The sequence below is a fragment of the Nocardioides sp. S5 genome (assembly GCF_017310035.1).
Lineage (GTDB): Bacteria > Actinomycetota > Actinomycetes > Propionibacteriales > Nocardioidaceae > Nocardioides.
The window spans coordinates 1,664,269-1,686,468 of sequence record NZ_CP022296.1 but is presented as its reverse complement, the minus strand read 5'-3'; the positions used below and the strand labels follow the sequence as shown (position 1 = coordinate 1,686,468).

Genomic DNA, 22,200 nt, shown 5'->3' with positions numbered 1-22,200 from the left:
TCAGTTGCTCTTGAGGCGGGTTCCTCCGTTCGCTCGGGCCTGTTTCATTCGGTAGGAGTCGCCGTCGGTGACGACGGTGTGGCAGTGGTGCAGGAGCCGGTCGAGCATGCTGACCGCGGTGGTGTGCTCGGGCAGGAACCGTCCCCAGGACTCGAAGGGCCAGTGGGACGCGATCCCGAGCGAGCGGCGTTCGTAGGCAGCCGCGACGAACCGGAACAGCAGCTGCGCGCCGGTGTCGTCCAGCGGCGCGAACCCGAGCTCGTCGACCAGGAGCAGGTCGTGGCGCAGCAGGTTCTCGATGACCTTCCCGACGGAGTTGTCGGCCAGCCCGCGGTAGAGGGTCTCGACGAGTTCGGCGGCGGTGAAGTAACGGACCCGGTGACCTGTTTCGACTGCCGCGATCCCGAGTGCGATCAGGGTGTGTGACTTCCCCGTCCCGGCGGGCCCGATCAGGCACACGTTCTCGGCGGCGCGGATCCACTCCAGGCTGGCGAGGTAGTCGAACGTGGCCGGTGGGATCGAGGATGCGGCGACGTCGAACTCCTCGAGTCGTTTGGTGACCGGGAAGCCGGCTTGTCGCATCCGGGTACGCCGGTTGGACTCATCACGTGAGGCGATCTCGGCCTCGATGAGGGTGCGGAGGAACTCCTCGGGGTTCCAGCGTTGGGTCTTCGCGGTGAGGAGCAGCTCGGGTGCCAGGCGGCGCATCGCGGCCATCTTGAGCCGCTTCAGTCCGTCGTTCAGGTCGGTGGCCAGCGGCGGCGGGGTCGTGGCGGTCACGACACGTCACCGCCGTCCACGGCTTCGTCCAGGAGCGGTCCTGCGGCTGGTCGGGCGTCGGGATTGATCCGGTAGGCGTCCAGCGTTCGGGTCGGGACGGTGGGCAGGGTCATCACCAGCGCCTGCCCGGCCGGGGTGGGTCGGGGTGCGTGTCCGTTGGTGGCCAGGATCGACCGGACGTCGTCGGAACGCCACCTCCCGAACGCCACCGCACGTTCCAGCGCCGCTTGCAGTGCGTCGGTGCCGTGGGCGGCGCCCAGGTCCAGCACCGTGGCTATCTCGGTGTTGAGCTTGGTGACCCCGGCCGCGGCGGCACCGACCAGGAACTGCTCGGCCACTGGACCCAGGGCCAAGAACTGCTTCTCGGCCACGGTCCGGCCCCGCGCCCGACGCTCGGGTGTGGCCGGTCGGGGCCGGTCGTAGTGGGCGTCGTCGATGCTGGTCTCACCCGGCGCCACCAGCCCGTGCTCGGCGTGGACTTCGCCGGTGATCGGCTCGATCACGCGCAGGATCCGGTCGCGTTCGTCGACCAGCACCGTCACGATCCGCCCGATCAGCCGGTTCGGGACCGAGTAGCGCGCGGACCCGAATCGGATGCAGGAGAGCTTGTCCACCTTCCTGGTGATCGGGGCGGGACCCACCTCGAGCCGTAGCGACGGCAGCTCGCCGAGCAGGTCACGCTCGGTGACCAGCCGGTCGTCCGGGATCGCGTGGATCTCGCTGTGCCGGCGGCCGTTGACCTCCGTGCACCAGGCTCGCGCGCGGGTGTTCAGTCCGGCATAGCCGCCTGCCCACACGGTCGCGTCGTCCTCAAGCCTCAAGGGGACGAGGAGGTCGTCCTTGGCGTAGCCGACGAGGTTCTCCACGATGCCCTTGGATTCCGGATCGCTCGCGTGGCAGAAGTCGGGCCGGAACCGGTAGTGGGCGGCGAACCGGACGTAGTCCGGTGCCGGGACGACCACGTTCGCGACCACGTTGCCCTTCAGACAGGCCATCCGGTCGGCCAGCACCAGCTTCGGCACCCCGCCGAGCTCCTCGAAGCACTCGGCCAGCAGCGCCAGGGTGGTGGTTTGCTGCTCATCGGGGCCGAACCGGACGAACCGGTAGCGCGACCAGGCCAGCACCGCACAGAACACGTGCACCCGTCGGCCGGCCACGATCTCGGTGCCCCAGTCGATGGCGAGTACCTCACCCGGGGTCCACACCGCCGGTCGGCGTCCGCCAGCACGGGCCTGCCCGATGCGCCACTCGCGCTTCGCGTCCGCGACCAGCCGCCGGAAGTTCCGGTCCGACCCCTCATACCCAGCCGCACGCGCGGCCGGCAGCAGCCGCTTCGCGCTGATCTTGCCGACGGTGTCGTTGACCTTCTCCGCGACCAGGTGGGCGACCGAGTCGTAGTTGCGACCCCGCTCCACCCGCGGCGCCGGCGGCTCGCCGCGACTGCTGGCCTGGTGGGCGTCGATGACCCGACGCACCGTCTTGTGGGTCGTGCCGCACAACTCGGCCGCTCCCCGGTAAGTGCCCACCTCGCGGTAGGCCGAAATGATGTCCATTCGTTCTCTCTCGTTCTTCAATGAAGACCCCTGCGTGGTGACGACGGCTGACCAGACATCGCCAACCGTCACCACGCAGGGCCCTCACGAGCCGTTACAACACGCGAAGAACGAGGAGCGGGGACTTCGACCTGGCCATCACCGGGGACCCGACATGGCCACCAGTGGGGACCGCTACCTGGCCACCAGTGGGGACTTTTTCATGGCCACGGACACTCGATGGGATCGTCTCGCCAGACTTCCTGTGACTGTCCGCTGCTCATCTGTGGTGCCTCCACAATCGTTCGACAAAGCGCAACTTGACTTGCGCCAGTCCAATTGAGTGTCTTGGTTGTGAGTGTTGATACCACGTCGCTGGGAGTCGGGCGGCCGCGGCGCGTCTATGCGCCGCCTCGGCGGCAGCATCGTCGACGTCGCTTTCCGGAGCCGCTGGGAGTCGACGTAGTTGTGGCTTTCTACTCATCGCTGACGCGCGCCGCGCTCCCACTCGCGGCATGGCCGTGCGTCGACACCTTGACCGACGATCTCCAGCCGCGCATGCGGTTCGACGGACAGGAGATACTGAACCGCCATACGCTCGAGTTGCGTCCGTCGGTGGGCGCCAGGAGACCAGGAGATCGCGACGTGACCAAGCTGGGCCCCTTCCTCGTACGCATGCTGAGCCTGGTGCTGGTCATGGCGGGTGGGCTGCTCGCCGCGGTCTCGACGTCGGCCGGAGCCGTGGGCCCTCCCATTTTCGTGTCGCCAGCGCCCGGCTCGATGGTCCTTGGGCCATTGTCATCGGCGACCATCGACATGGGCGAGGCGCCGGCGGGCGAGTACAACCTCTACTACGGATACTGCGACTGCTACGGATTCTTCCTCACTGAGATCGACTACAAACCGACCGCGGGCACGACCGTCACCGTCCCCGTCTCCGACACCCTGCTGGCCGACCAGACCGCTTTCCTGGCGCTCCGTGGCTACGGCTTCGACGTGCGTGTGGACTTCTCCGTAACCATGCCACCGTGGGTGAGCGACCTGGACGGCGGCCCCTCGAAGTTCTACCCGATTAAGGACGACGGCTATAAGGACAAAGTCTTCTTTTCCTGGAAGTCCGGGATGATGGACAGCAGCCTGGTGCCTCGTGACCTGGTCGAAGTGCTCGACTCGTCGGGCCGCGTGCTGCTCAACCGGACAAGCAGCAACTACTCATTCGGGTGGGACGGCCGCGACGCCAACAGAAAGTTGGTGCCCCCAGGCCTCTATACGGTGCGGGTATCGGCACGAAACCGGCTGGGCCACGCCGCGACTGCGTCACGCCCGGTCCACATCGCCACCGGTCGAGTGACGGAAGACGAGACCCTCAAGCGCGCCGCCACGCGAACTACAAGGCGTCTGACGACGCTGGGATGCAACGCGATGAACCGGGGCGGCGACCTCAACATGTGGTGCGACAGCGGGAGGTACGCCGAAGTCCATTACGAGTTCTCGATTCCCCGCCGGGCCCGAAACCTCAGGTGGAAGATCGACCGCAAGCCCAGCGTCGACAACCCCGGCACCATCACCTTCAGCGGAGAGCGCCTCACGCCGACGCGCTTCCGGATCCGAGCACGCGTCACGGGTGGTGAATACCTTCGGATGAGTAAAGTGCAGCTCCGCTACCGCACCCGCGTCCTGCGGTAGCCGCCAAATGGATTTGCGGATGCCAGAAACCGCGTGCTGCCGTCTGGTCCGCCCATTTTGACAGTCCCGTCCTCAGATAGGTTTCCGTGCTGGGCGACAAGCGGTCTTTACCCCCTAGGCCTGCTCGTAAAGCAGAACTGAGGTGGGTCGCGAGTATCAAGCGACGGCAAGTGCTGAGGAGCACGGAGTTGTCAGGCGCATTTCTGGCGACCGACATGTCATGGCCTACGGGTGACGACTGAATCCAACTTCCCCTCGCGTCATTCTGCCGCTTGTCGTCTGGGCGCTCCCCCGCGATTGACGCCATGAGCGCATCCGGGTAGCGACGTGGGTCATCTGGGTAGGCGCCGTTCGCCGCACGGCCGATTCGTCAACTTCGAACGGGGGGCGATTGATCGTCTAGGACCCTGCTTCTGGCGCGGCCTTCACGGTAAGGATGGCGGACTCCGCCGCTACGAGGGTCACCACCACTTGGCCGTCAATCAGCAACCCACTTTCCGCCTTGCGAATCCGCTTCAGAAGGTGACGAGCAGGTTGACGCGAGGCTCTTCTCTCGATGGCTGCAAGCAGCCGAACCATCGGTCGCCAGGACTTCGGACTCACGGCGGCAGTGCGGTCAGCTAGGTCAATCCAATCAGCGGATCCTTGTTCACGTACGGCCCGGACAGCGAGCAGCACGGGGATTGGGATCCCGGTGGTGGGCTTGGCGACTCTGCAGCGGTGCTCGCTTGCGTCAGGTTCGAACTGGTCAAGTGTCACCTGGGTGAAGTAGTCGTTCATGGGACATCCGCTTGATCGACTTGCCCGTCCAGTGCCGGGTACCGAGGGTGGTGTCAACGCCGTGGATCCGCCTGGCGTCCTCTGCATCTGCCGCCGACAGTTCCGGAAGACCGTTGAGTAGGGGCAGATACTCGGCCTTGGGCTCCTCGGCTTGGAGTAAGAGAGCGAAGCTTTGCTCGTGCGCGGTGAGGCGTTTGAGCAGTTCTTCCTTCGAGAGATCTCTGAGCCACCAGGCCGCCACGGTCGAGTCCACGGTCGTGGTGGATGAAGGGGCCACCGCGTGACCCGGTGGCAGCACTCTAGGCAGTGAGTGCGGCGGGTGTCAGGTCCTCCTTTTGGTCGGTGGTGTCGTCGGTGTTGATCAGGGCGATGCGGGAGCGGGCCAGGACGTCGAGTCCGAGGTAGCGGCGTCCTTCGGCCCAGTCGTCGTGCTGCTCGGCCAGCACGGCGCCGATGAGCCGGATGGCGGAGTTGCGGTCGGGGAAGATCCCGACGACGTCGGTACGGCGGCGGATCTCGCGGTTGAGCCGTTCGTTCGGGTTGTTGGACCAGATCTGGCGCCAGATCTCCTTCGGGAACGCGGTGAAGGCCAGGATGTCGGCGCGAGCTTCCTCGAGGTGCTCAGCCACCGCGGGGAGCTTCTCGTACAGGGTCTCGATGACGCGGTCGAACTGGGCGTGCACGGCCTTGGCGTCGGGCTGGTCGTAGATCGAGTGCAGCATCGCTTTGACCCAGCCCCACGACGACTTGGGCGTCGCGGACATCAGGTTCGCGGCGTAGTGGGTCCGGCAGCGTTGCCAGGCGGCACCGTCCAGGGTCGAGGTCATCGCGGCGACCAGACCGCTGTGGGCGTCCGAGGTGACGAGCTTGACCCCGGTCAGGCCGCGGGCGTTCAGGCCACGGAACAGGGTCAGCCAGCCGGCCTCGGACTCGGCTGAGCAGATGTCCACGCCGAGGATCTCGCGGTGGCCGTCGGCGTTGATGCCGGTGGCGACCAGCACGTGGGTGTTGACCACCCGGCCGCCTTCGCGGACCTTCATCGTCAACGCGTCCGCGGCCACGAACGTGTACGGCCCGGCATCGAGTGGCCGGGTCCGGAAGTCCTCGACGTGCGCGTCGAGCTCCTTGGCCATCACGCTGACCTGCGACTTGGACAGCCAGGTGATGCCGAGCGTTTCGACGAGCTTCTCCAACCGCCGGGTAGAGACCCCGAGGAGGTAGCAGGTCGCCACCACGGTGGTCAGTGCTCGCTCCGCACGACGGCGTCGCTCGAGGAGCCAGTCGGGGAAGTAGGACCCCTCGCGCAGCTTGGGGATCGCGACCTGCATCGTCCCGGTGCGGGTGTCGAAGTCCCGGGTCCGGTAGCCGTTGCGGGAGTTGGTCCGATCCGGGCTGCGTTCGCCATACGGGGCGCCGCAGATCGCGTCGGCCTCGGCCGACATCAACGCCTGAACGAACGTGGACAGCATCGATCGGAGCAGGTCGGGTTCGGCGCGCTGGAGGTGCTCGGCCATGAACGCGGGCAGGTCAATAGAGTTGGGGTCGACGGTCATCGTTTGGTTCTCCATCAGTTGTGCTTTCGCAGGTCTTCTGAAGGATCACGCGGTGGCCGTCGCTATGTCAGGACGCCACGCTCACGACGGGCCCGTCGTACACCACACCCGTGGACTCAACTTCGGCCCTTCTACCTTGGATGAGCGCTGCCCTTTTTCCACGGGGGCTTTCTCTATGGATCAGATCCCGTGTAGACGCGTCGGCGGCGCACGGAGGCTGGGGCGATCGGGATCGATGCGACGGGTCCGCCACTGTCTCGAAGACCCGTGCTCCAGGTAGTTCCGAAACCCGGGCCCTCCCGTCTCTGTCTCGAGTGGCTTAAGGGTGGGGGTGTCGACACCCGACTGCGCCGGTCCAGTGACCGGCTCACCTTCGATCGCGGCGTCCGGCGGCCTTGAGAGGTGCTACGAGGCTGAGCAGCTGCCATCGTGGAGAGGTGCCGAGTCTGCTGATCGTCCACCACTCCCCCACTGGGTCCGTTCAATCCCTCACCGATGCCGTGATCGCCGGTGCCCACGACGATGCCATCGAAGGCGTGAGCATCACAGCGAGACCTGCACTGGAGGCGACTGCCGACGACGTGCTTGATGCAGACGGCTATCTCCTCACGACTCCCGCGAACTTCGGATACATGAGTGGAGCTCTGAAACATTTCTTCGACACCACGTTCCTGCAGATCGGCGGCGCGTTGTCCGGCGATGGGTCGCCTGGTGCGAGCGAGGGCCGGACGGCTCGACGCCCCTACGGTCTGCTGGTGCATGGCCGCTACGACACCACAGGCGCGGTTCGATCCGTGCAATCGATCGTCACGGCCGTCGGCTGGCGTCAGGCCGCCCCGGTGCAAGAGATTCTGGGCGACGTATCCCAAGACCACCTGGATCACGCGTACGACCTCGGTGCAACCCTGGCTGCAATCCTGTCTGCGTAGGGGACAGCCCCGGAGACAAGAGCGCCGAGGTCGGGCTAGTGCTTCAGATCCCTCGTCCAGGCCTCGTTGGTGAGGACTTCCGGCTCCAACGCTGCCCCCCGCATGACATCCGACCAGCACATCCAGCAGTCGGTGAGGACATGGTGTTGGCCGCGCCTGGGGCACGGGGTCAGCGCCTTCGGGGGTGGGGTCTGGGCCGAGGTGGGCTCAGACGCTTGCGCCGTGGGCTGGCTGGGGATGAAGACATGCTCGTCTTCAAGGTAGGAGTCGTCGTGGTTGAGCGTTTCCATGACAGCGCTGAGGGCTGCCAGCAGGGAGGCACGGTTGTGGAGGCCTTCGATGATGATGCGGGTCATGTGAGGTCCTTGTTGCAGGTTGTCGGAACGGCGGAGCTGAGGCCCTTGGGCCTTGTCCTACAAGGCACCGGTCGCGGTGCAGGTTGACGCGTGGGCAGAGCGGACGTCTACGGCGTCCTGCAGAGAAATCCTTGCGCTGCGGCAATCGCAGGCTTGACAGCCGACTTGATAGCTCGGCAGCCGCCAACCGGAGTGCGTCCGCGCCCTGCCGACTGCGGTTGACGAGGCATCGGGTAGGGCGTGGACGATCAGCAGTCGAGTCAACCTCCAGGTCTCAGGATCTCGGTGACCGGTGACGTTCAGCACGAGCGGTGGCGGCAGCCGGTGCACGAGGCCGCAGGTGCAGACCGCGGCGCTGTCGGTCTGTAGATACCACCAGTGCAGATGGTGTTGCTGGGAGTGGGCGAGGCGCGACCAGTGCTGGATACGCAGCCAGGCCGGGAACTCCACATCGCGTTGTGACTGGCCCGGAACGTGCTGCGCGCTTGCTTCGGCTTGCGCGAGGTGCGTGTCGACGTGTTCGACCCGACCGTCGTAAGCGGGGCTCACGTCACGCCACGGTCGCCGGTGTCCCTGTTTCTGGCGTCGCCGTCTCTACCGCCGATCACATTTCCGGGAGATCCATGATCCAGGGCTTGCAGGATGCGGTGCGCCGGGTGCGCGGCGTGGGTCAGCAGGGTCCGGTCGTAGGACCGGGTGGTGGCCGGGTCCGCGTGTCCAGCAGCCTGCTGCACATCCTCCAGCGGGCAACCTGTGGCGCGAGCGAGAGTGACGAACGTATGCCGCAGCACATGCGGGCTGAGCCGGTCGCGGATGCCAGCCTGGACCGCGATCCGTACCAGCGTCCGTGAGGCTGCCCGCCGGTCGAGCACGGCCCCGGTCCGGGTGGCGAAAATCGGTCCTGAGCCTCGCTGCGTCAGCGGCTCGAGACGCCGCCACGTCTCCTCATGCAACGGGACACTGCGCATCAGTCCGCCCTTACAGACGACGTCAAGCCACGGCTCGGTGTCGCGCTGGCCGACGTCATTGACCCTGGAACCACAGGCTTCGCTGATGCGAAGACCCGTCGTGGCCAGCAGCCAGGCAAGGCCAGACGTGCGCGGACTGTCCGCGTCAGCGGCCCGCAAGAGTGACTGCGGAGCCGCGTCTGCGACGGGCGACATCAGCCGAGTCCCGGTAGATGGCCTCCCGGTGGGACAGCGCCTCGTCGCAGACCTCCCGGGGGTCGAGGCCGACGTAGGCGGCTGCCTGCAGGATCGCCGAGATCGGATCAGAGTAGGCCAACGACCCGTCATCTCCGTAGTCGATTGAATCGAGATCCGGGTCAGGAGCAGGCACGGTGAGGTCGGGCACCGACTCGTATTCCTGCGCGAACGCGACGAGGGCGCGGCCCCAGTTGATGTCGTTGGCCAGGTAGCCCTCTTCCTCTGTCGTGGCGTCGCGAGCCGCTTCCTTGTCGGCGGGGTCGAGTTCCCAGTAGAACCGGACGATCTCGGTGGCGCTCATCCGAACACTCCCCGCGTCGCTGAGGGGGACCCGGTACCGGCACATGGCCGTGGCGGGACCCCATAGTCCGCCTTATGGGGTGCCAAGCAGCAGTGTCGAGGTGCTCCTGCATGGGCGACGGTCATCGCTGCACTCCGTCGCGTGCGGCCCACTCCGCAACATCTACCGGGCACGCCGGATCACACTGCTCAGCCTCGATGCGTTCAAAGGCGGACCAGATGGGCGCGAACGACGCGTCAAACTTGGCCACATGCACTGGCATCGGGTCGGCGCGGCCCACGATCGTCAGGCAGGCCAGGAGAATGCTCTCCTCAGGGCGCAACGCGTACATCGCCGCTTTGAAGTTCCACATGCGCGCGGCCACCTCGTACGGCCCCGGCTGGATCCATGCGCTGTCCCACGGCGAGTAGTCAGGAACCGTCAAAGACGCCAGGTGCTGCGCCGGCCCTTCACCGCCATGGCAGTCGAAGAGATGAATGGTGATCTGGTTCGGCCCACCGAAGGCCAGACGCGGGTCAAAGGACTCCGCTACGTCGTCGAGACGCGAGATATCGATCGTCACAGAAACTCCTCAGGGGACTGGAGTCCCCCTCGGCGTTATCCGTGGAGAGGTCTCCGCAGTTTGACGGCCACGGTCGTGGTCGCCCGTCTCTTATCCCTGGAGCACCTTGCTGCGGAAGCAGGTTGCCGGAGACCTAGCCAGGGCTTGTCGGTCTCACTCTTGAGCTGCCTCAATTGTACGACACCGATCGATTTCACTCCACTAATCCAGAGGCCGGCATCTCCGTTGCAGCGCGTCGATGGGCGCGCTGTCAGAAGAGACTGTGCTGTGCTGTCACGCCTGTGTGAGTGCCGACCCGTCGCAGGTGGTCGGCGGTGCGGGTTGCAGGAGAATGTGTACGGGTATCCAAAAGCGGGTCTACAGTCGTTCGATGACTCGCGCAGCCATCCTCATAGCGTCTCTGGTGGCGAGCTGCGCTCTGGTGTCCCTCCCGGGGCCGATCGCACACGCCGCGACCGCGTCTTTCGGTGACCCAGCAGATGACGTGGCGCACGGCATGGACGTCCGCCGGGTGCACGTGCGCAACGAAGACCGCTTCGTGGTCACTGTCCGGCACGATGCGCTGCAAGAAGACGGTTCCGTGGGCGTCTACATCGATGTGACGCCACAACGGCGCCGTGCGCCGGACTATCTAGTGAGCATGAACATGTTCGATGGCCGCTGGTTCGAATGGATGAGCAGCTGGGGGGAACCCGGCGGCAGCATCCGGTGTCCGTATACGACGCGAACGAACTGGAGCCGGAACACAACTCGCTTCTCAATCTCGCGACGGTGCCTCAACGGTGCTTCCTTCGAGGCGACCACGGTGCGCGTATCTGCAGTAGCGGGGGTTGCCGACGGACCCGTCGACTGGGCGCCGGGGGCCTTCGCGTGGTCCCAGTGGGTCGCCCGAGGCTAGCCGACCGAGCACACCCTTGAGGGATGAGAGTCGCGCGAAGAGCGCCTGCACAGGGGTACTTGGCAAGGACGACTCTCGGATCGTGCCCCTCGTAGGAGCCTGCCTGGTCAGGGGGGCGCGACCAATTGGGTGCCGGAAGTTGAACACGCGGGCGGTTGGCCTCGCGGTACGCCCTTCCTCGGGTCGCGGAGGAGGCTTACGCAACTTCGGTGGGCATCGACAACGAGCCGCTCCAGATGACGCATTGGTCGAAGACGGAGTTTTGGTTCACTTCAGAAGTTCAGCGCCGTGTCTGCGGCTGCCAAAAATCGATCCGGGTTACGTCGGTCTCCCGTGCAGGGGACTGTGACGCAGCGTTCTAATCCACGGAGCCCCATGGAGCGCGCCTGGACCGGTTTGCCCTCGCCGAGGCCGGCCATTGTCAGTGCGAGCCCTTCACGGAGGCGTGTCCCTGTCGAGGTACCCACCGTTTCCGGCGCAACTCGGGGAAACCCGGGCCATCTGGGATACAACGGATCCGGCCGTCTTTAAGGATCAGGCCTGCAAACCCGGCGAATGGCGGAGTGTCGGGCATCTCCGGCAGACCTCGCCAACGGCTGGGCGACCAGAACACGACACCAGACTCCTGGGCGACGGCGCGGTATGCCCTCACTTCCCTCGGATTCCCGCGCCCTTCGGCCGCTCTCGATGCCGCGCTGCGCGCGCCACTTCGGAATCCGGGAAGACCGCATGAAGAATTCGCAGCGGTCCGTTAGGACGGTGCTCACCGAGGGTTCAGATTGGCCCGTAAAACGGGCCAATCTCACGTCGGGACGAGTTGGGGCTCTAGGCCTAGCGCGGCATGCGTCACAAAGCGGTGCTAGACCAGGGCAGGCGCTCCGTGTTGCCCTGGTGGCTCGGTGACTCGTGAGACAGCCGTCATTGTCTCTTCTTGTCAACGACGGTCGAAAACTGACCCCTTTCCGACGGTTGAAAGTTGACCCCCTCGGTCTCTAGTTCTCTTCGTTGGCGGCCGCGGGGACGCGGCCGAGTTCTCGGTTCTTCAGCCGGTAGGAGTCGCCCTTCAAGGCGATGACTTCGGCGTGGTGGACGAGCCGGTCGATCATCGCGGCGGCGACGGTGTCGTCGCCGAAGACCTCGCCCCAGCGGGCGAAGTTCTTGTTGCTGGTGACGATGAGGCTGGCGCGTTCGTAGCGCGATGAGACGAGCTGGAAGAACAGGTTGGCGGCCTCGGGCTCGAACGGGATGTAGCCGACCTCGTCGATGACCAGCACCGGATAGCGGACCAGCCGTCGCAGCTCGTCTTGCAGTCGGCCGGCGTGGTGGGCGTCAGCGAGCCGATCGACCCATTGGGACGCGGTGGCGAACTGGACCCGGTGCCCGGCCTGGCAGGCCCGGATCGCCAGCCCGGTGGCCAGGTGGGTCTTCCCGGTGCCGGGTGGGCCGAGGAGCACGACGTTCTCCTTACCGGCGACGAAGTCCAGGGTGCCCAGGTGCGCGATGGTCTCTCGCTTCAGGCCACGGGCGTGGTCGTAGTCGAAGTCCTCGAGGCTCTTGCGGGCCGGGAACCGGGCTGCGCGGATCCGGCCCTCGCCACCGTGGGACTCCCGCGCTGACACCTCGCGTTGCAGGCAGGCGGCCAGGAACTCCTCGTGGGTCCAGGACTCCTCGCGGGCACGTTCGGCCAGCCGGGCGACCGACTCGCGCAGGGTGGGTGCCTTCAACGCCCGGGTCAGGAACTCCAGCTCGCTGGTGACATCGCGGCCGGTCTTCGGTGCCGTCTTCGTCCGGGTGGCCATCAGGACACCTCCTCCACGACCAGTTCGTCGACCGGCTCGTCGACGAGGCCGAGTGCTAGGTCGTAGCACCCGAGTGAGCGGATCTCGACCTCCTCACCGGTCACGGCGTCGGCGACCGGCCGCAGCAGGTCTGCGCGACCGTGGCGCAGGTGTTTGGCGGCAACGGTGTGCTCGAACTCGGTGATGGTCTGGTGCCGTGCCCACACCCGGGCGTGGTCGGCCACGACCGCGCCCTCACAGGTCACCCACACCCGGTCGAGGTCGGCGTGGACCTCGATCCGGCGCCCGACCACAGCGGGGTGGACGGAGTAGTCGTTCGAGTCGACGCGGACGTAGTGGTCGCGGGGAAGCCGCAGCGTCTTGCGCCAGCCGACTTCTGGCGGGACCGGTGGCAGGGGCAGCATCGCGGCCCGGTCGGCGTCGACCCGGTCACCGGGCGTGCAGCCCAGGACCCGCATCTTCCGGGCGTTGGCCTTGGTGAAGAACCCGGCCAGCTGGACGTTGAAGTCCGCCGGCGATGTGAAACGCCGTCCGGGCAGGAAGGACCTCTCGAGGTAGTCGTGCAGCCGCTCGAGCATCCCCTTGGCTTCGGGGTCGGCGGGCTTGCAGATGTACACACTCGCACCCAGGACACCGCGGAACGCCTGGCAGTGGCCGGTGAGCTCGGGTCGTCGTGCGCGCCACCGGCCGACTGCTCCTTCGCCGTCCCACACCAGCGTCTTGGGGACACCCTGCAGTTGGGTCGACAGCAGGTGCCACCAGCCTGCGTACAGGTCCTCGGCTTCGCGTGTGGGGATCAAGATGCCGCCGGACCAGCGGGAGTAGCCGGTCACGCATGTCATCACCGGCAGCCGCTTCGCAGTCCGGGTCTGGCCGTAGCCGACCGGGAGCTCGATGTCGGGGAACCAGAAGTCGAACTGCGCCAGCTCACCTGCCTCATAAGTGGTGCGGGACGCGGGATCGGGCGGCAGATAGGCCGGGCGCAGCTCGGCCACCCGCTGCTTGAACACCGTCATCCCACGGTCCCAACCGATCCGCTCAGCGATCACCGTGGCCGGCATCGTCGGCACGGCCTGGAGTTGCTCACGGATCCGCGGCTCGAACGCATCGACCGCGGACCCCACCGGCTTCCGCACGTACTTCGGTGGCCCGTCGGCCGCCAGCGCTGCACGGACGGTGTTGCGCGAGACGCCCAACGTCCTGGCGATCATCTTGATCGGCAACCCCTCGGCCCGGTGCAACCTGCGGATCTCTGCCCAGTCCTCCACTGACAACACTCCCGTCCTCCTGCCTCACCGCTGGTGAGGTCAGGGTCTCGGAGGGGGTCAGTTTTCGACCGTCGATAGGGGGTCAGTTTTCAGGCGTCGCCGACACTTCTTTCTTGGCGGACAGTTGCGGCCTGTCACTCCCCGGGCAGTATGTGTCGGCGCTGCCCTCCCACCGTGTCCCCGCTGTGCGGTATCCGTTGTGCACGGCATCTGAAGTTGTGGTCCACCCACAGCTTCGCAGTGGCCCGTGAACGAGCGTAGCGCGGAATCCGACTGCCTTTGGCACGGCCACTGTCCCCACGCTTTCGGCGGTGTCCGCACCCACCCGCGGGTATGTAAGTACATGGCGCGAATGACAGTTACTACCCTGCCTGAGCCAAGCGTGAAATGGGCCCCGGGCACTAACGGGGGTAGTTACTACGCTGGACTCATCGGCTACCAAAGGCCGCCGGTTTCCGCGAAAGCGACTCCCGTCGGTGCTGTCGGGTAGTTACTCCCCTAGATGACGCAAGTGGATGGCTTCTGGGTCACAGAACCCATCGATAATCGAGGCGCGGGGTGTCGGTGAGCAGGTTCTCCGTCGAGTTGTTCCGCCACACCACGTTGATCCGCCCTCGGCTCTGATGGGGTTGACGGCCCTTGCCGGAGGGCTCGATGACGACGTACTTGACGTACCTGGCGACGATCTCCCGCTTAACCGAAACATCCGCTGTCTCGAACTCCTCGAGGCCCCGGAGCAACTGGTCGATGTCAGAGGTGTCTTCGGCCAACGAGGCAACCGTCACCTTGCGCTTCTGCCGTTCTTCCTTCAGCAAGATGACGAGATCCTCCAGGTCGAGATCTCCGGCTTGGTGTCGTTCATGCAGCACGCTGATGCGCCGATCGACCTCGTCCAACTCACCTTGGTAGTCCCGCGACTCGAAGGGGTCACTGACGCGGACCTGCTGGTGCAGGCTTGCCACGCGTTCCGAGAGGGGCCAATCGACCCAATCGGCCTTGATGCCTACCGTCCCGCATCCGCCGGTGGCAGGGTCGCAGCGATACCGCCCGTTGCTTCCGGACATCGTCGCCTTGCAGGCTCCGCAAACCAGAAACCCACTGAGCAAGTACTTGCGCGCACGGCCCCGTGTTTGGCCCGGAGTTGGTCTCTGCACCGCCTCGAAGTCCACCTCTGACACCAATGGCGTCACCTGGGAGTTGCCGACCACCTTGCCGTTGTGGACCGACCGCCCCGCATACCGCTGGGTGCGCAGGAGCCGAGCAGTCTGCAGAGGCACCCACCGGCCCCCCGTGACAGTGCGCACCTCGCGCTCTCTTAGATCCCGGGAGATGGACCCGTGCGATTCTCCGGACCGCGCCCGTGAGAAGACCTCGCGGACGATGGCGGCTTCACCGTCGTTGACTGACCAATCGCGGTTGAACCCAAACAGCCTGTACCGGCCGCCGAGCGGTCTGCCGTCTGCCAGCGCCTGCGCCTTTTGGCGGGCCGTCCTCTCCGCGATTCGATCGGCTTCTTGCCGCGCCACGGCACCTTTGATGCGCGCCACCATCTTCCCGTTCGCCGTCGTCAGGTCGACGTCACCCGAGACGTTCGCCAGCTCGACGGCGTACCTCTCAGCAAGGAGGATGAAGGACTCCAGCTCCATCGGCTTACGAGTGAGTCGGTCGAGGTCGTACACCACAATGGCGCTCACGTCCCCCGTCTCGATGCCTTGCAGCATCTTCTCGTACTGGGGTCGGACTTTGTTCTTGGACGCGGACACGTCGTTGTCGACGTAGCGGTCGACCACGGTCCAGCCCAGGGCTTCCGCCTTGTGCGTACAGTCCTGTATCTGGCGCGTCACTCCGAGCGCCTCACCAGCACTGTCGCGGGAGATCCTTGCGTAGATGACGGCATCCATTCAGCACCTCCAGATAGCCCTTGCAAAATCATACAAGCACTTCTTCGACACGATCTTCCTCCAGGCCGGTGGGGCGCTGGCCGACGACGGCGGTGCCGCCGGGTCCGAGGGCGGGCGCCGGCCCTACGGCCTCTACGTCCACGGCCGCTACGACACGACGGGCGCCGTGCGCTCGGTGCAGTCGATCGTCGGGGCGCTCCCCTGGCGCCAGGCGGCGCCGGTGCTGGAGGTGCTGGGTGAGGTCGGCGAGACGGACCGGGAGTCGGCGTACGAGCTGGGCGGGACGCTCGCGGCCCTGGTGATGTCGTGAGGCGCCTCCTCGTTGCGGCCGCCGCCGTGCTGGCGCTGTCCGGGTGCACGTCCCCGGCGCCCGCGGACGATGCCGGCTCCACGTCGAGCCCTGCGCCGGCCGCGTCCGCTCCCTCGGAGCCTCCGCCCGATCCGGGCCCGACACCCGAGGTCGGCGAGTGCCATGCGCTGACCTTCCGGCAGGCCGTGGCGGTGGTGGGGCGTACCGCCCCCGTGGCGTGCGGGCGCCGGCACACCGCCCAGACCTACTCCGTCGGCCGGCTGCGACTGACCACTCCTGCGGGTCGGACGCGGAGCGTGGACTCGGAAGCCGCCCAGCGCCAGGCGCGTACGACGTGCACGGCGCGGCTGCCGCGGCACCTGGGGGTGGCACCGCGCGACGTGCGGCTCACGATGGTCAGGGCCGTGTGGTTCACCCCGAGCCCGGCCCGCGCCCAGGCCGGCGCCGACTGGTTCCGCTGCGACGTGGTGGCGGTCGCCGGGCCTCGGGAGCTGCTGCCGCTGCCGCGGCGGACGAAGGGCTGGGGGGACGCGCCGGTGCTCGAGATGTGCGCCACCGCAGCGCCCGGCACCCGGGCCTTCCGACGGGTGTCGTGCGGCGCGCGGCACACGTGGCGGGCGACGTCGACGGTCGACCTGCCCGGTCGCCGGCTGCCGCGACCGGCAGCGGTCGCGGCGCGCATGGACCCCACGTGCCGCGCGGACGCCCGCTCGGCCGCGACGGACCCGCTCGACTTCACCTGGTCGCAGGAAGTCCCCACCCGCGAGCAGTGGGACGCCGGCCAGCGCTACGGCATCTGCTGGGTGCCCGTCAGGGGTTGAGGCAGTCCGGGATCGAGTCCCCCGGCCCGGTCGGGTCGGCGGTGGCCCCGGAGGGATCCAGGACCTTGACCCAGTCCACCGTGTCGAACTGCCGCAGCGTCGGCATGATCTCGCCGGCGATCGTCACGGTCGAGCCGCCGCTGCTGCACCCGCCCCGCAGCCGCACGCGCGCGATGCCCCCGGCAATGGCGAGGTCCGCGAAACCGGTGGCACGCGAGCGCACGAGGCGCAGGCCGCGGGCGCGCTCCCGGTCGAGCGGGCCGGCGAAGAGCCGGTCCATCACGCCGGTGGCCGGTGAGCCGATCGGGACGGGCCGCAGGCGGGGGACCAAGAACGGCTCCCGGTTGGCGACGAAGCGGTCCTCGTCGAGGAAGAACACCCGGCGCTGCACCGTGCGGAAGCCGGCGCCCACGGTCACGACGATGCGGTCGCGAGCGGGTTGCCGGACGACGGCCACCGGGGCCCGCCGCGCCAGCCCGACGCCGTACGTCGTCCATCCCTCGAACATGCCCGAGCGCACGACGGTCATGACGTTGGGCGTGGCGAAGGCCCGCCGGGCCGGGGCATCCGTGACGCGGTCGGTCCGGGTGAGGTGCAGCCCGACCTGGAGGATCGCGCGGCCGGCGATGCGGATCGGCAGGCCCGACCCGTCGCCGAGGAGCCGGTCGACGTAGCGCACGTCGACGCCAGCAGGGATGCCGTCGTCGAACTGGAAGACCACGCGGTCGACACGTTCGCGGTGAACGGCGCGTACGTCGACCAACTGGGGAAGGGCGGCGGGCCGGGCGCCCGCAGCAGGCACCGCGGCGACTCCGGCCGAGGCGGGCGCGTGGACGAGCAGCGCCGCCAGCAGCGACGTCGCGGACAGCAGGTGCAGGATCCTCACGGCGGACCTCCAGTGTCGGGCGACCGGTGCACCGAACCTAGACCCGGTGCAGCGCGTCGCCCAGTGCCGAAGGTCCCGGCCCCGGCCGGCCGTCAGAAGCCGAGCTTGCGCAGCTGGCGCGGGTCTCGCTGCCAGTCCTTGGCGATCTTGACCTGGAGGTCGAGGTAGACCGGGGTGCCGAGCAGCGCCTCGATCTGCTTGCGCGCTGCCGTGCCGACCGAGCGCAGCCGCGAGCCCTTGTGGCCGATCATGATGCCCTTCTGGGAGTCGCGCTCGACGTAGAGGTTGGCCACGATGTCGAGCAGCGGCTTGTCGGCCGGGCGCCCCTCGCGCAGGCCCATCTCCTCGACCACCACCGCGATCGAGTGCGGGAGCTCGTCGCGCACGCCCTCCAGCGCGGCCTCGCGGATCAGGTCGGCTGCCAGCGCCTCCTCCGGCGCGTCGGTGAGGTCGCCGTCGGGGTAGAGCGGCGGGCCCTCGGGCAGGAGCCCGACCAGCAGGTCGGCGAGCAGCTGGACCTGGTCGCCGGAGACCGCGGACACCGGCACGATCTCGGCCCACTCCGTCGAGGTCTCGGCCCCGAGGGCGGCGATGTCGAGCAGGTGCTGGCCGAGCTGCTCGGGGGTCACCAGGTCGGTCTTGGTGGCCACCGCGATGCGGACGGTGCGACGCACCTTGGCCAGCTCGGTGACCAGGAAGCGGTCACCGGGACCGATCTTCTCGTTGGCCGGGAAGCAGACAGCGACGACGTCGACCTCGGCCCACGTCGTGCGGACCAGGTCGTTGAGCCGCTCCCCCAGCAGGGTGCGGGGGCGGTGGAGGCCAGGGGTGTCGACGAGGATCAGCTGGGCGTCCTCGCGGTGCACGATGCCGCGCACGACGTTGCGCGTGGTCTGCGGCTTGGAGGACGTGATGACGATCTTCTGCCCGACCAGCGCGTTGGTCAGGGTCGACTTGCCTGCGTTGGGCCGGCCGACGAAGGAGGCGAAGCCGCTGCGGTAGCCCTCGGGTGCGGAGTAGAACGCCCCGGCGGGCGCGACACCGGAGAGGTCGAAGTCGTCGTCGAGCTCGTCGTCCTCGTCGAGCTCGTCGTCCGTCCCGTCGACGGTCTCCTCCACCACGTCCTGGTCGGTGCGGTCCTGCTCGTCAGCCATCGCTCGCCTCTCGCGCTGCGTCGTACTCGGCCCAGATCTGCTCGTCACTCTTCCCTGCCGCCTTGCCCGCGCGCCAGAGGGGACCCGGATCGACCGTCCGCGGCTGCCGTCCGGCCGTCGCGCGCCAGTAGCCCATGACGTCGTAGTGGCTGGTCGGCAGTCCCACCACGCGCATCAGGTGCTTGCGGATCGCGCGCATCTGCGCCGACTCCCCCGCCATCCAGAAGTAGCCCTCCCCGGTCGGCCAGTCGATGCCCTCGACCACCTCGGCCAGCGCGCTCTGGCCGGGGGACGGCGGGCTGAGCCAGGTGACGTCAGGGCCCTCGGGGAGGTAGCCGGCCAGGTCGTCGGGCACCTCGGCGAGGACGTACGTCGCCAGGTCGGGGTGCTCGGTGGCCTCGACGATGCGGGCCATGGCCGGCATCGCGGTGAGGTCGCCGACCAGCATCAGCCAGGTCGCGCCGGGCGGAGGGGCGAAGGACGACTTCGGCTCGGTGATCGTCACGGTGTCGCCCACGCAGTCGCGCATCGCCCACTCGGTGACCAGACCGACGTCGTGGACCACCACGTCGAGGGTCAGCTCGCCGCCGGAGAAGTCGCGGACGGTGTAGTAGCGGCTCTGGAACTGCCCGGGCACCACGAGGCCGACCCACTCGTCGGGCACGCCCGTGCTGGCGAACCCGTCGCGACCGTCGAGGCCGTCGAGGACCAGCCGGACCAGGTGGTCCGACAGCGGTTCGCGGCGACGCACGGTCGCCTGGAACTGGGCTGCGCGGGTGCTCACCCGAGGAGGTTATCGGGGGCTCACCAGTGCGGGCGCATCGGGAAGTCGGAGCGTCCGTCGGCGTGGTTGCGGGTCGCCAGCACCTGGTGGAGCTCCACCTCGTCGCGCTCGAAGCCGATCCGGGAACCGGCGATGTAGAGGCCCCACACCCGCGCCGTGCCCTCCCCGACCTCGGCCACGCACTCGTCCCAGTGCTCGACGAGGTTGCGGTTCCAGTCGCGCAGCGTGGCGGCGTAGTGCGGGCGCAGGTTCTCGCTGTGCTGGACCTCCAGGCCCTGGTCCTGCGCGGCGGCGATGATCGTGCCCGACCCGATCAGCTCGCCGTCGGGGAAGACGTAGCGGTCGATGAAGGCGCCCGTCTCCTGGCGCGTGTTGCGCGGGCGGGTGATGCAGTGGTTGAGCAGCCGCCCGCCGGGACGGAGCCGGTCGCGCAGGTGGGCGAAGTAGGCGGGGTAGTTGCGCACCCCGACGTGCTCGGTCAGCCCGATCGAGCTCACCGCGTCGAAGCCGGTCTCCACGACGTCGCGGTAGTCGAGGTGGCGCACCTCGGCGAGGTCACCGAGGCCCTCGCGGTCGATCGCCTCCTTGGCCCACTGGGCCTGCTCCAGCGACAGCGTGACGCCGAGGGCGCGTACGCCGTGCTCGCGCGCCGCGTGACGCACCATCGTGCCCCAGCCGCAGCCCACGTCGAGCAGGCGCTGGCCGGGCTGCAGGTCGAGCTTGCGGCAGACCAGGTCGAACTTCGCCGCCTGCGCCTCCTCGAGGGTGGCGTCCGGGGTCTCGTAGAGCGCACAGGTGTAGGCCATCGAGGGCCCGAGCACGAGCTCGTAGAAGCGGTTGGAGACGTCGTAGTGGCGCGAGATCACCTCGGCGTCGCGCGTCATCGAGTGGCGCAGGCCCTCCACCGCGCGCCGCCACCGGGGCAGGTGCTCCTGCGGCGGCGGAGCCGGTGGACGCAGGGGGGACACCCCCAGGCTGCAGGCGATCAGCACGGCCTCGGACGGCGTCGGCACCCGGAACCTCGTGTGGTCCTTGAGCAGCACGAGTGCGTCGTACGGGTCGCCGGCGTGGACCCCTGACAGGTCCAGGTCGCCGCTGACGTAGGCCCGCGCCATGCCGAGGTCGCCGGGTGCGGTCATCAGGAAGGCCAGTCCCCGCTCGGTGCGCAGGTGCATCCCGAGCTCGGCGTCGGACGGCCCGGCGCTGCTGCCGTCGTACGCCGTGAAGCGCAGGGGCAGCCCGCCCCGCACGAGCCGGTCCATCGCCTCGCCGATGGAGACGCGGCGCTCGGGACCGGGACGGCTGTCGGTGTGGAAGAGGGAGCTCATCGTCGGTGCACCACCTTGTCGTAGAGGGACGTCAGCCGGTCGTCGGGATCGTGGAGCGCCTTGACCTGCGCGAGGTGCGCGCCGCCGTAGAGGCGGTCGAACTCGTCGCGGTCGTAGAAGGCCTCCGAGTAGAGGCTCTTGTGGCCGCCGAGCTCGGAGACCTTCGCCTCGATCGCACGGTTGCGCGGAGACCGGGGCGCGTCGGGGCCGACGTCGACCACACCCCAGAACCCGACGTTGACGTAGGTCTCGCCCGCGCTGAGGGGGTAGCCGGGCCACGGCCGCTCGCCGGCGTCGTCGCGTCGCAGCCGCAGCGGGCACAGCCAGACCGGGCGCATCCCGACCTCACCGTCGAACCAGTCGAGGAACTCCGCGAGCCGCGCCACGGGCACCTCGACGTCCTGCACGACGCGCTCGCCCTGCGGACGCCGCGCCAGGCGGTCGAGGCGGTCGCCGACGCCGAGGCGTCGGTCGAGCGCGACGAGCCGCCAGTAGACGTCGGAGCGACGGAGGCGGCGCGGCCACACCCGGCGTACGAGCGGGTGCTGGGCGCCGAACGCGCGTGAGCACCAGAACCAGTCGGTGTCCCAGCGCCACAGGTAGTCGTGCATCGTGAGCCGGTCGGTCGTGCGCTGCTGGAGCGAGCGGTAGAACACCCGCTGCCCGGTGTAGTCGGAGGTCTCCCCCGGCTCGTCGGTCCATCGCGCCACGGTGAGGTAGAGCTCCGTCGGGCTGAACGCGACCCCGTCGAGGCCGTCGACGCGCTCCCCGTCCCACGCCCGGTCCTCGACGATGCGGGTGACCGCCGCGGCGAGCGAGGCGGCGTCGTGGAAGCGGACGTGGCGCAGGGCGACGCGGGCCGGCACCGGTTCGAGCTCGATGCGCAGACGGGTGGCGTAGCCGAGCGAGCCGTAGGAGTTGGGGAAGGCGTCGAAGAGCGCGTCGCCCGGCTTGCTGGTGACGACCTCACCGGAGCCGGTCAGGACGTCCATCTCGAGCACCGACTCGTGCGGCAGGCCGCGGCGGAAGCTGGTCGACTCGATGCCCAGGCCGCTCACCGCGCCCCCGAGCGTGATCGTCCTCAGCTGCGGCACGACCAGCGGGATGCGGCCGTGGGCCAGGGTGACCTCGACCAGGTGCTCGTAGGTGCACATGCCCTGGACCTCGGCGACGTCGCCGTCGACCTCGATGACGCCCGCGAGCCCCGAGACGTCGAGGCCGGCAAAGGTGCCGTCACGGGCCCGGAACAGGTTGCTGGTGCGCTTGGCCAGCCGGACCGGCGCTTCCTGCGCCAGCGCAGCGTAGGAGGCCCGGAGCCTCGCGACCCCCCGCTGGTGCTGCTCACGTCCGACCGGCGTACGCATCCC

23 protein-coding genes and 1 riboswitch are annotated in these 22,200 nt (G+C 68.2%); of the genes, 5 read left to right on the top strand and 18 right to left on the bottom strand.

The window, feature by feature from the left end:
• Nucleotides 1-780, bottom strand: coding sequence for an IS21-like element helper ATPase IstB (gene istB / locus CFI00_RS08430; protein WP_242532459.1), 780 nt, complete (start codon nucleotides 778-780; stop codon nucleotides 1-3).
• Nucleotides 777-2,354, bottom strand: coding sequence for an IS21 family transposase (gene istA / locus CFI00_RS08425; RefSeq protein WP_242532858.1), 1,578 nt, complete (start codon nucleotides 2,352-2,354; stop codon nucleotides 777-779). The genes istB (CFI00_RS08430) and istA (CFI00_RS08425) overlap by 4 nt, the downstream gene beginning before the upstream one ends.
• Nucleotides 2,355-2,846: 492 nt before the next feature.
• On the opposite strand from istA (CFI00_RS08425), the gene CFI00_RS08420 reads away from it, so the two are divergent.
• A complete protein-coding gene (locus CFI00_RS08420; RefSeq protein WP_207084745.1) occupies nucleotides 2,847-3,998 on the top strand; it encodes a hypothetical protein in 1,152 nt (383 codons plus the stop codon).
• Nucleotides 3,999-4,397: 399 nt separating this feature from the next.
• Here the strand turns inward: CFI00_RS08420 and CFI00_RS08415 are convergent, their stop codons facing one another.
• From CFI00_RS08415 to CFI00_RS08405, 3 genes are read right to left on the bottom strand one after another with little or no spacing between them, the layout of a single operon-like run.
• Complete coding sequence (locus CFI00_RS08415) at nucleotides 4,398-4,778, bottom strand: hypothetical protein (protein ID WP_207084744.1); 381 nt, start codon at nucleotides 4,776-4,778, stop codon at nucleotides 4,398-4,400.
• Nucleotides 4,747-5,031 carry a hypothetical protein gene (locus tag CFI00_RS08410; RefSeq protein ID WP_207084743.1) on the bottom strand — a complete coding sequence of 95 codons (285 nt, stop codon included), beginning with the start codon at nucleotides 5,029-5,031 and terminating at the stop codon, nucleotides 4,747-4,749. Before CFI00_RS08410 ends, CFI00_RS08415 begins: the two co-directional genes overlap by 32 nt.
• 46 nt (nucleotides 5,032-5,077) lie before the next feature.
• Entirely contained in the window at nucleotides 5,078-6,331 is a 1,254-nt protein-coding gene (locus tag CFI00_RS08405; protein ID WP_207084742.1) for an IS256 family transposase, read from the bottom strand.
• A gap of 437 nt (nucleotides 6,332-6,768) precedes the next feature.
• On the opposite strand from CFI00_RS08405, the gene CFI00_RS08400 reads away from it, so the two are divergent.
• Complete coding sequence (locus CFI00_RS08400; protein WP_207084741.1) at nucleotides 6,769-7,260, top strand: NAD(P)H-dependent oxidoreductase; 492 nt, start codon at nucleotides 6,769-6,771, stop codon at nucleotides 7,258-7,260.
• A gap of 35 nt (nucleotides 7,261-7,295) precedes the next feature.
• Here CFI00_RS08400 and CFI00_RS08395 read toward each other — a convergent pair whose 3' ends face one another.
• The 5 genes from CFI00_RS08395 to CFI00_RS08375 all read right to left on the bottom strand — a co-directional run bounded on the left by CFI00_RS08395 (nucleotide 7,296) and on the right by CFI00_RS08375 (nucleotide 9,684).
• Nucleotides 7,296-7,616: a hypothetical protein gene (locus CFI00_RS08395; protein ID WP_207084740.1), complete on the bottom strand. Its 321-nt coding sequence runs from the start codon at nucleotides 7,614-7,616 to the stop codon at nucleotides 7,296-7,298.
• Between the two features lie 57 nt (nucleotides 7,617-7,673).
• Nucleotides 7,674-8,165 carry a hypothetical protein gene (locus CFI00_RS08390; protein ID WP_207084739.1) on the bottom strand — a complete coding sequence of 164 codons (492 nt, stop codon included), beginning with the start codon at nucleotides 8,163-8,165 and terminating at the stop codon, nucleotides 7,674-7,676.
• Nucleotides 8,162-8,743, bottom strand: a complete 582-nt coding sequence (locus CFI00_RS08385) for a tyrosine-type recombinase/integrase (protein ID WP_207084738.1) — start codon at nucleotides 8,741-8,743, stop codon at nucleotides 8,162-8,164. The genes CFI00_RS08390 and CFI00_RS08385 overlap by 4 nt, the downstream gene beginning before the upstream one ends.
• Entirely contained in the window at nucleotides 8,730-9,122 is a 393-nt protein-coding gene (locus CFI00_RS08380) for a hypothetical protein (protein WP_207084737.1), read from the bottom strand. The genes CFI00_RS08385 and CFI00_RS08380 overlap by 14 nt, the downstream gene beginning before the upstream one ends.
• Nucleotides 9,123-9,243: 121 nt before the next feature.
• Complete coding sequence (locus tag CFI00_RS08375) at nucleotides 9,244-9,684, bottom strand: hypothetical protein (RefSeq protein WP_207084736.1); 441 nt, start codon at nucleotides 9,682-9,684, stop codon at nucleotides 9,244-9,246.
• 50 nt (nucleotides 9,685-9,734) lie between these two features.
• Nucleotides 9,735-9,849: riboswitch (SAM riboswitch) on the bottom strand.
• 205 nt (nucleotides 9,850-10,054) lie between these two features.
• On the opposite strand from CFI00_RS08375, the gene CFI00_RS08370 reads away from it, so the two are divergent.
• Nucleotides 10,055-10,582, top strand: a complete 528-nt coding sequence (locus CFI00_RS08370; protein ID WP_207084735.1) for a hypothetical protein — start codon at nucleotides 10,055-10,057, stop codon at nucleotides 10,580-10,582.
• Nucleotides 10,583-11,574: 992 nt separating this feature from the next.
• Here CFI00_RS08370 and istB (CFI00_RS08365) read toward each other — a convergent pair.
• From istB (CFI00_RS08365) to CFI00_RS08355, 3 genes are all read right to left on the bottom strand, one after another.
• Complete coding sequence (istB, locus tag CFI00_RS08365; RefSeq protein WP_207081535.1) at nucleotides 11,575-12,381, bottom strand: IS21-like element helper ATPase IstB; 807 nt, start codon at nucleotides 12,379-12,381, stop codon at nucleotides 11,575-11,577.
• Nucleotides 12,381-13,658, bottom strand: coding sequence for an IS21 family transposase (gene istA / locus CFI00_RS08360; protein WP_207081534.1), 1,278 nt, complete (start codon nucleotides 13,656-13,658; stop codon nucleotides 12,381-12,383). The genes istB (CFI00_RS08365) and istA (CFI00_RS08360) overlap by 1 nt, the downstream gene beginning before the upstream one ends.
• A gap of 518 nt (nucleotides 13,659-14,176) precedes the next feature.
• A complete protein-coding gene (locus CFI00_RS08355) occupies nucleotides 14,177-15,550 on the bottom strand; it encodes a recombinase family protein (protein ID WP_207084734.1) in 1,374 nt (457 codons plus the stop codon).
• On the opposite strand from CFI00_RS08355, the gene CFI00_RS08350 reads away from it, so the two are divergent.
• Nucleotides 15,537-15,860, top strand: a complete 324-nt coding sequence (locus CFI00_RS08350; protein WP_207084733.1) for a hypothetical protein — start codon at nucleotides 15,537-15,539, stop codon at nucleotides 15,858-15,860. The two genes, CFI00_RS08355 and CFI00_RS08350, sit on opposite strands and share 14 nt — an antisense overlap.
• On the top strand, nucleotides 15,857-16,681 hold the full coding sequence (locus CFI00_RS08345; protein ID WP_207084732.1) for a septum formation family protein: 825 nt from the start codon (nucleotides 15,857-15,859) through the stop codon (nucleotides 16,679-16,681). The genes CFI00_RS08350 and CFI00_RS08345 overlap by 4 nt, the downstream gene beginning before the upstream one ends.
• Here the strand turns inward: CFI00_RS08345 and CFI00_RS08340 are convergent.
• From CFI00_RS08340 to CFI00_RS08320, 5 genes are all read right to left on the bottom strand, one after another.
• The gene (locus CFI00_RS08340) at nucleotides 16,671-17,567 is read right to left on the bottom strand and encodes a hypothetical protein (protein WP_207084731.1); all 897 of its coding nucleotides are present in this window, start codon (nucleotides 17,565-17,567) and stop codon (nucleotides 16,671-16,673) included. The two genes, CFI00_RS08345 and CFI00_RS08340, sit on opposite strands and share 11 nt — an antisense overlap.
• Nucleotides 17,568-17,659: 92 nt before the next feature.
• Nucleotides 17,660-18,721, bottom strand: a complete 1,062-nt coding sequence (gene era, locus CFI00_RS08335) for a GTPase Era (protein WP_207084730.1) — start codon at nucleotides 18,719-18,721, stop codon at nucleotides 17,660-17,662.
• A complete protein-coding gene (locus tag CFI00_RS08330; protein WP_207084729.1) occupies nucleotides 18,714-19,505 on the bottom strand; it encodes a siderophore-interacting protein in 792 nt (263 codons plus the stop codon). Before CFI00_RS08330 ends, era begins: the two co-directional genes overlap by 8 nt.
• 20 nt (nucleotides 19,506-19,525) lie before the next feature.
• Entirely contained in the window at nucleotides 19,526-20,833 is a 1,308-nt protein-coding gene (locus CFI00_RS08325; RefSeq protein WP_207084728.1) for a class I SAM-dependent methyltransferase, read from the bottom strand.
• Nucleotides 20,830-22,197, bottom strand: coding sequence for an FAD-binding oxidoreductase (locus tag CFI00_RS08320; RefSeq protein ID WP_207084727.1), 1,368 nt, complete (start codon nucleotides 22,195-22,197; stop codon nucleotides 20,830-20,832). The genes CFI00_RS08325 and CFI00_RS08320 overlap by 4 nt, the downstream gene beginning before the upstream one ends.
• Nucleotides 22,198-22,200: the final 3 nt, after the last annotated feature.

Excerpts from the sequence above, each read along its gene's own strand:
- istB (WP_207081535.1), bottom strand. The coding sequence starts at position 12,381 with ATGGCCACCCGGACGAAGACGGCACCGAAGACCGGCCGCGATGTCACC.
- CFI00_RS08370 (WP_207084735.1), top strand. The coding sequence starts at position 10,055 with ATGACTCGCGCAGCCATCCTCATAGCGTCTCTGGTGGCGAGCTGCGCT.
- CFI00_RS08405 (WP_207084742.1), bottom strand. The coding sequence starts at position 6,331 with ATGACCGTCGACCCCAACTCTATTGACCTGCCCGCGTTCATGGCCGAG.
- CFI00_RS08415 (WP_207084744.1), bottom strand. The coding sequence starts at position 4,778 with ATGAACGACTACTTCACCCAGGTGACACTTGACCAGTTCGAACCTGAC.
- CFI00_RS08380 (WP_207084737.1), bottom strand. The coding sequence starts at position 9,122 with ATGAGCGCCACCGAGATCGTCCGGTTCTACTGGGAACTCGACCCCGCC.
- CFI00_RS08355 (WP_207084734.1), bottom strand. The coding sequence starts at position 15,550 with ATGGATGCCGTCATCTACGCAAGGATCTCCCGCGACAGTGCTGGTGAG.
- CFI00_RS08320 (WP_207084727.1), bottom strand. The coding sequence starts at position 22,197 with ATGCGTACGCCGGTCGGACGTGAGCAGCACCAGCGGGGGGTCGCGAGG.
- CFI00_RS08395 (WP_207084740.1), bottom strand. The coding sequence starts at position 7,616 with ATGACCCGCATCATCATCGAAGGCCTCCACAACCGTGCCTCCCTGCTG.
- CFI00_RS08325 (WP_207084728.1), bottom strand. The coding sequence starts at position 20,833 with ATGAGCTCCCTCTTCCACACCGACAGCCGTCCCGGTCCCGAGCGCCGC.
- CFI00_RS08350 (WP_207084733.1), top strand. The coding sequence starts at position 15,537 with ATGACGGCATCCATTCAGCACCTCCAGATAGCCCTTGCAAAATCATAC.
- era (WP_207084730.1), bottom strand. The coding sequence starts at position 18,721 with ATGGCTGACGAGCAGGACCGCACCGACCAGGACGTGGTGGAGGAGACC.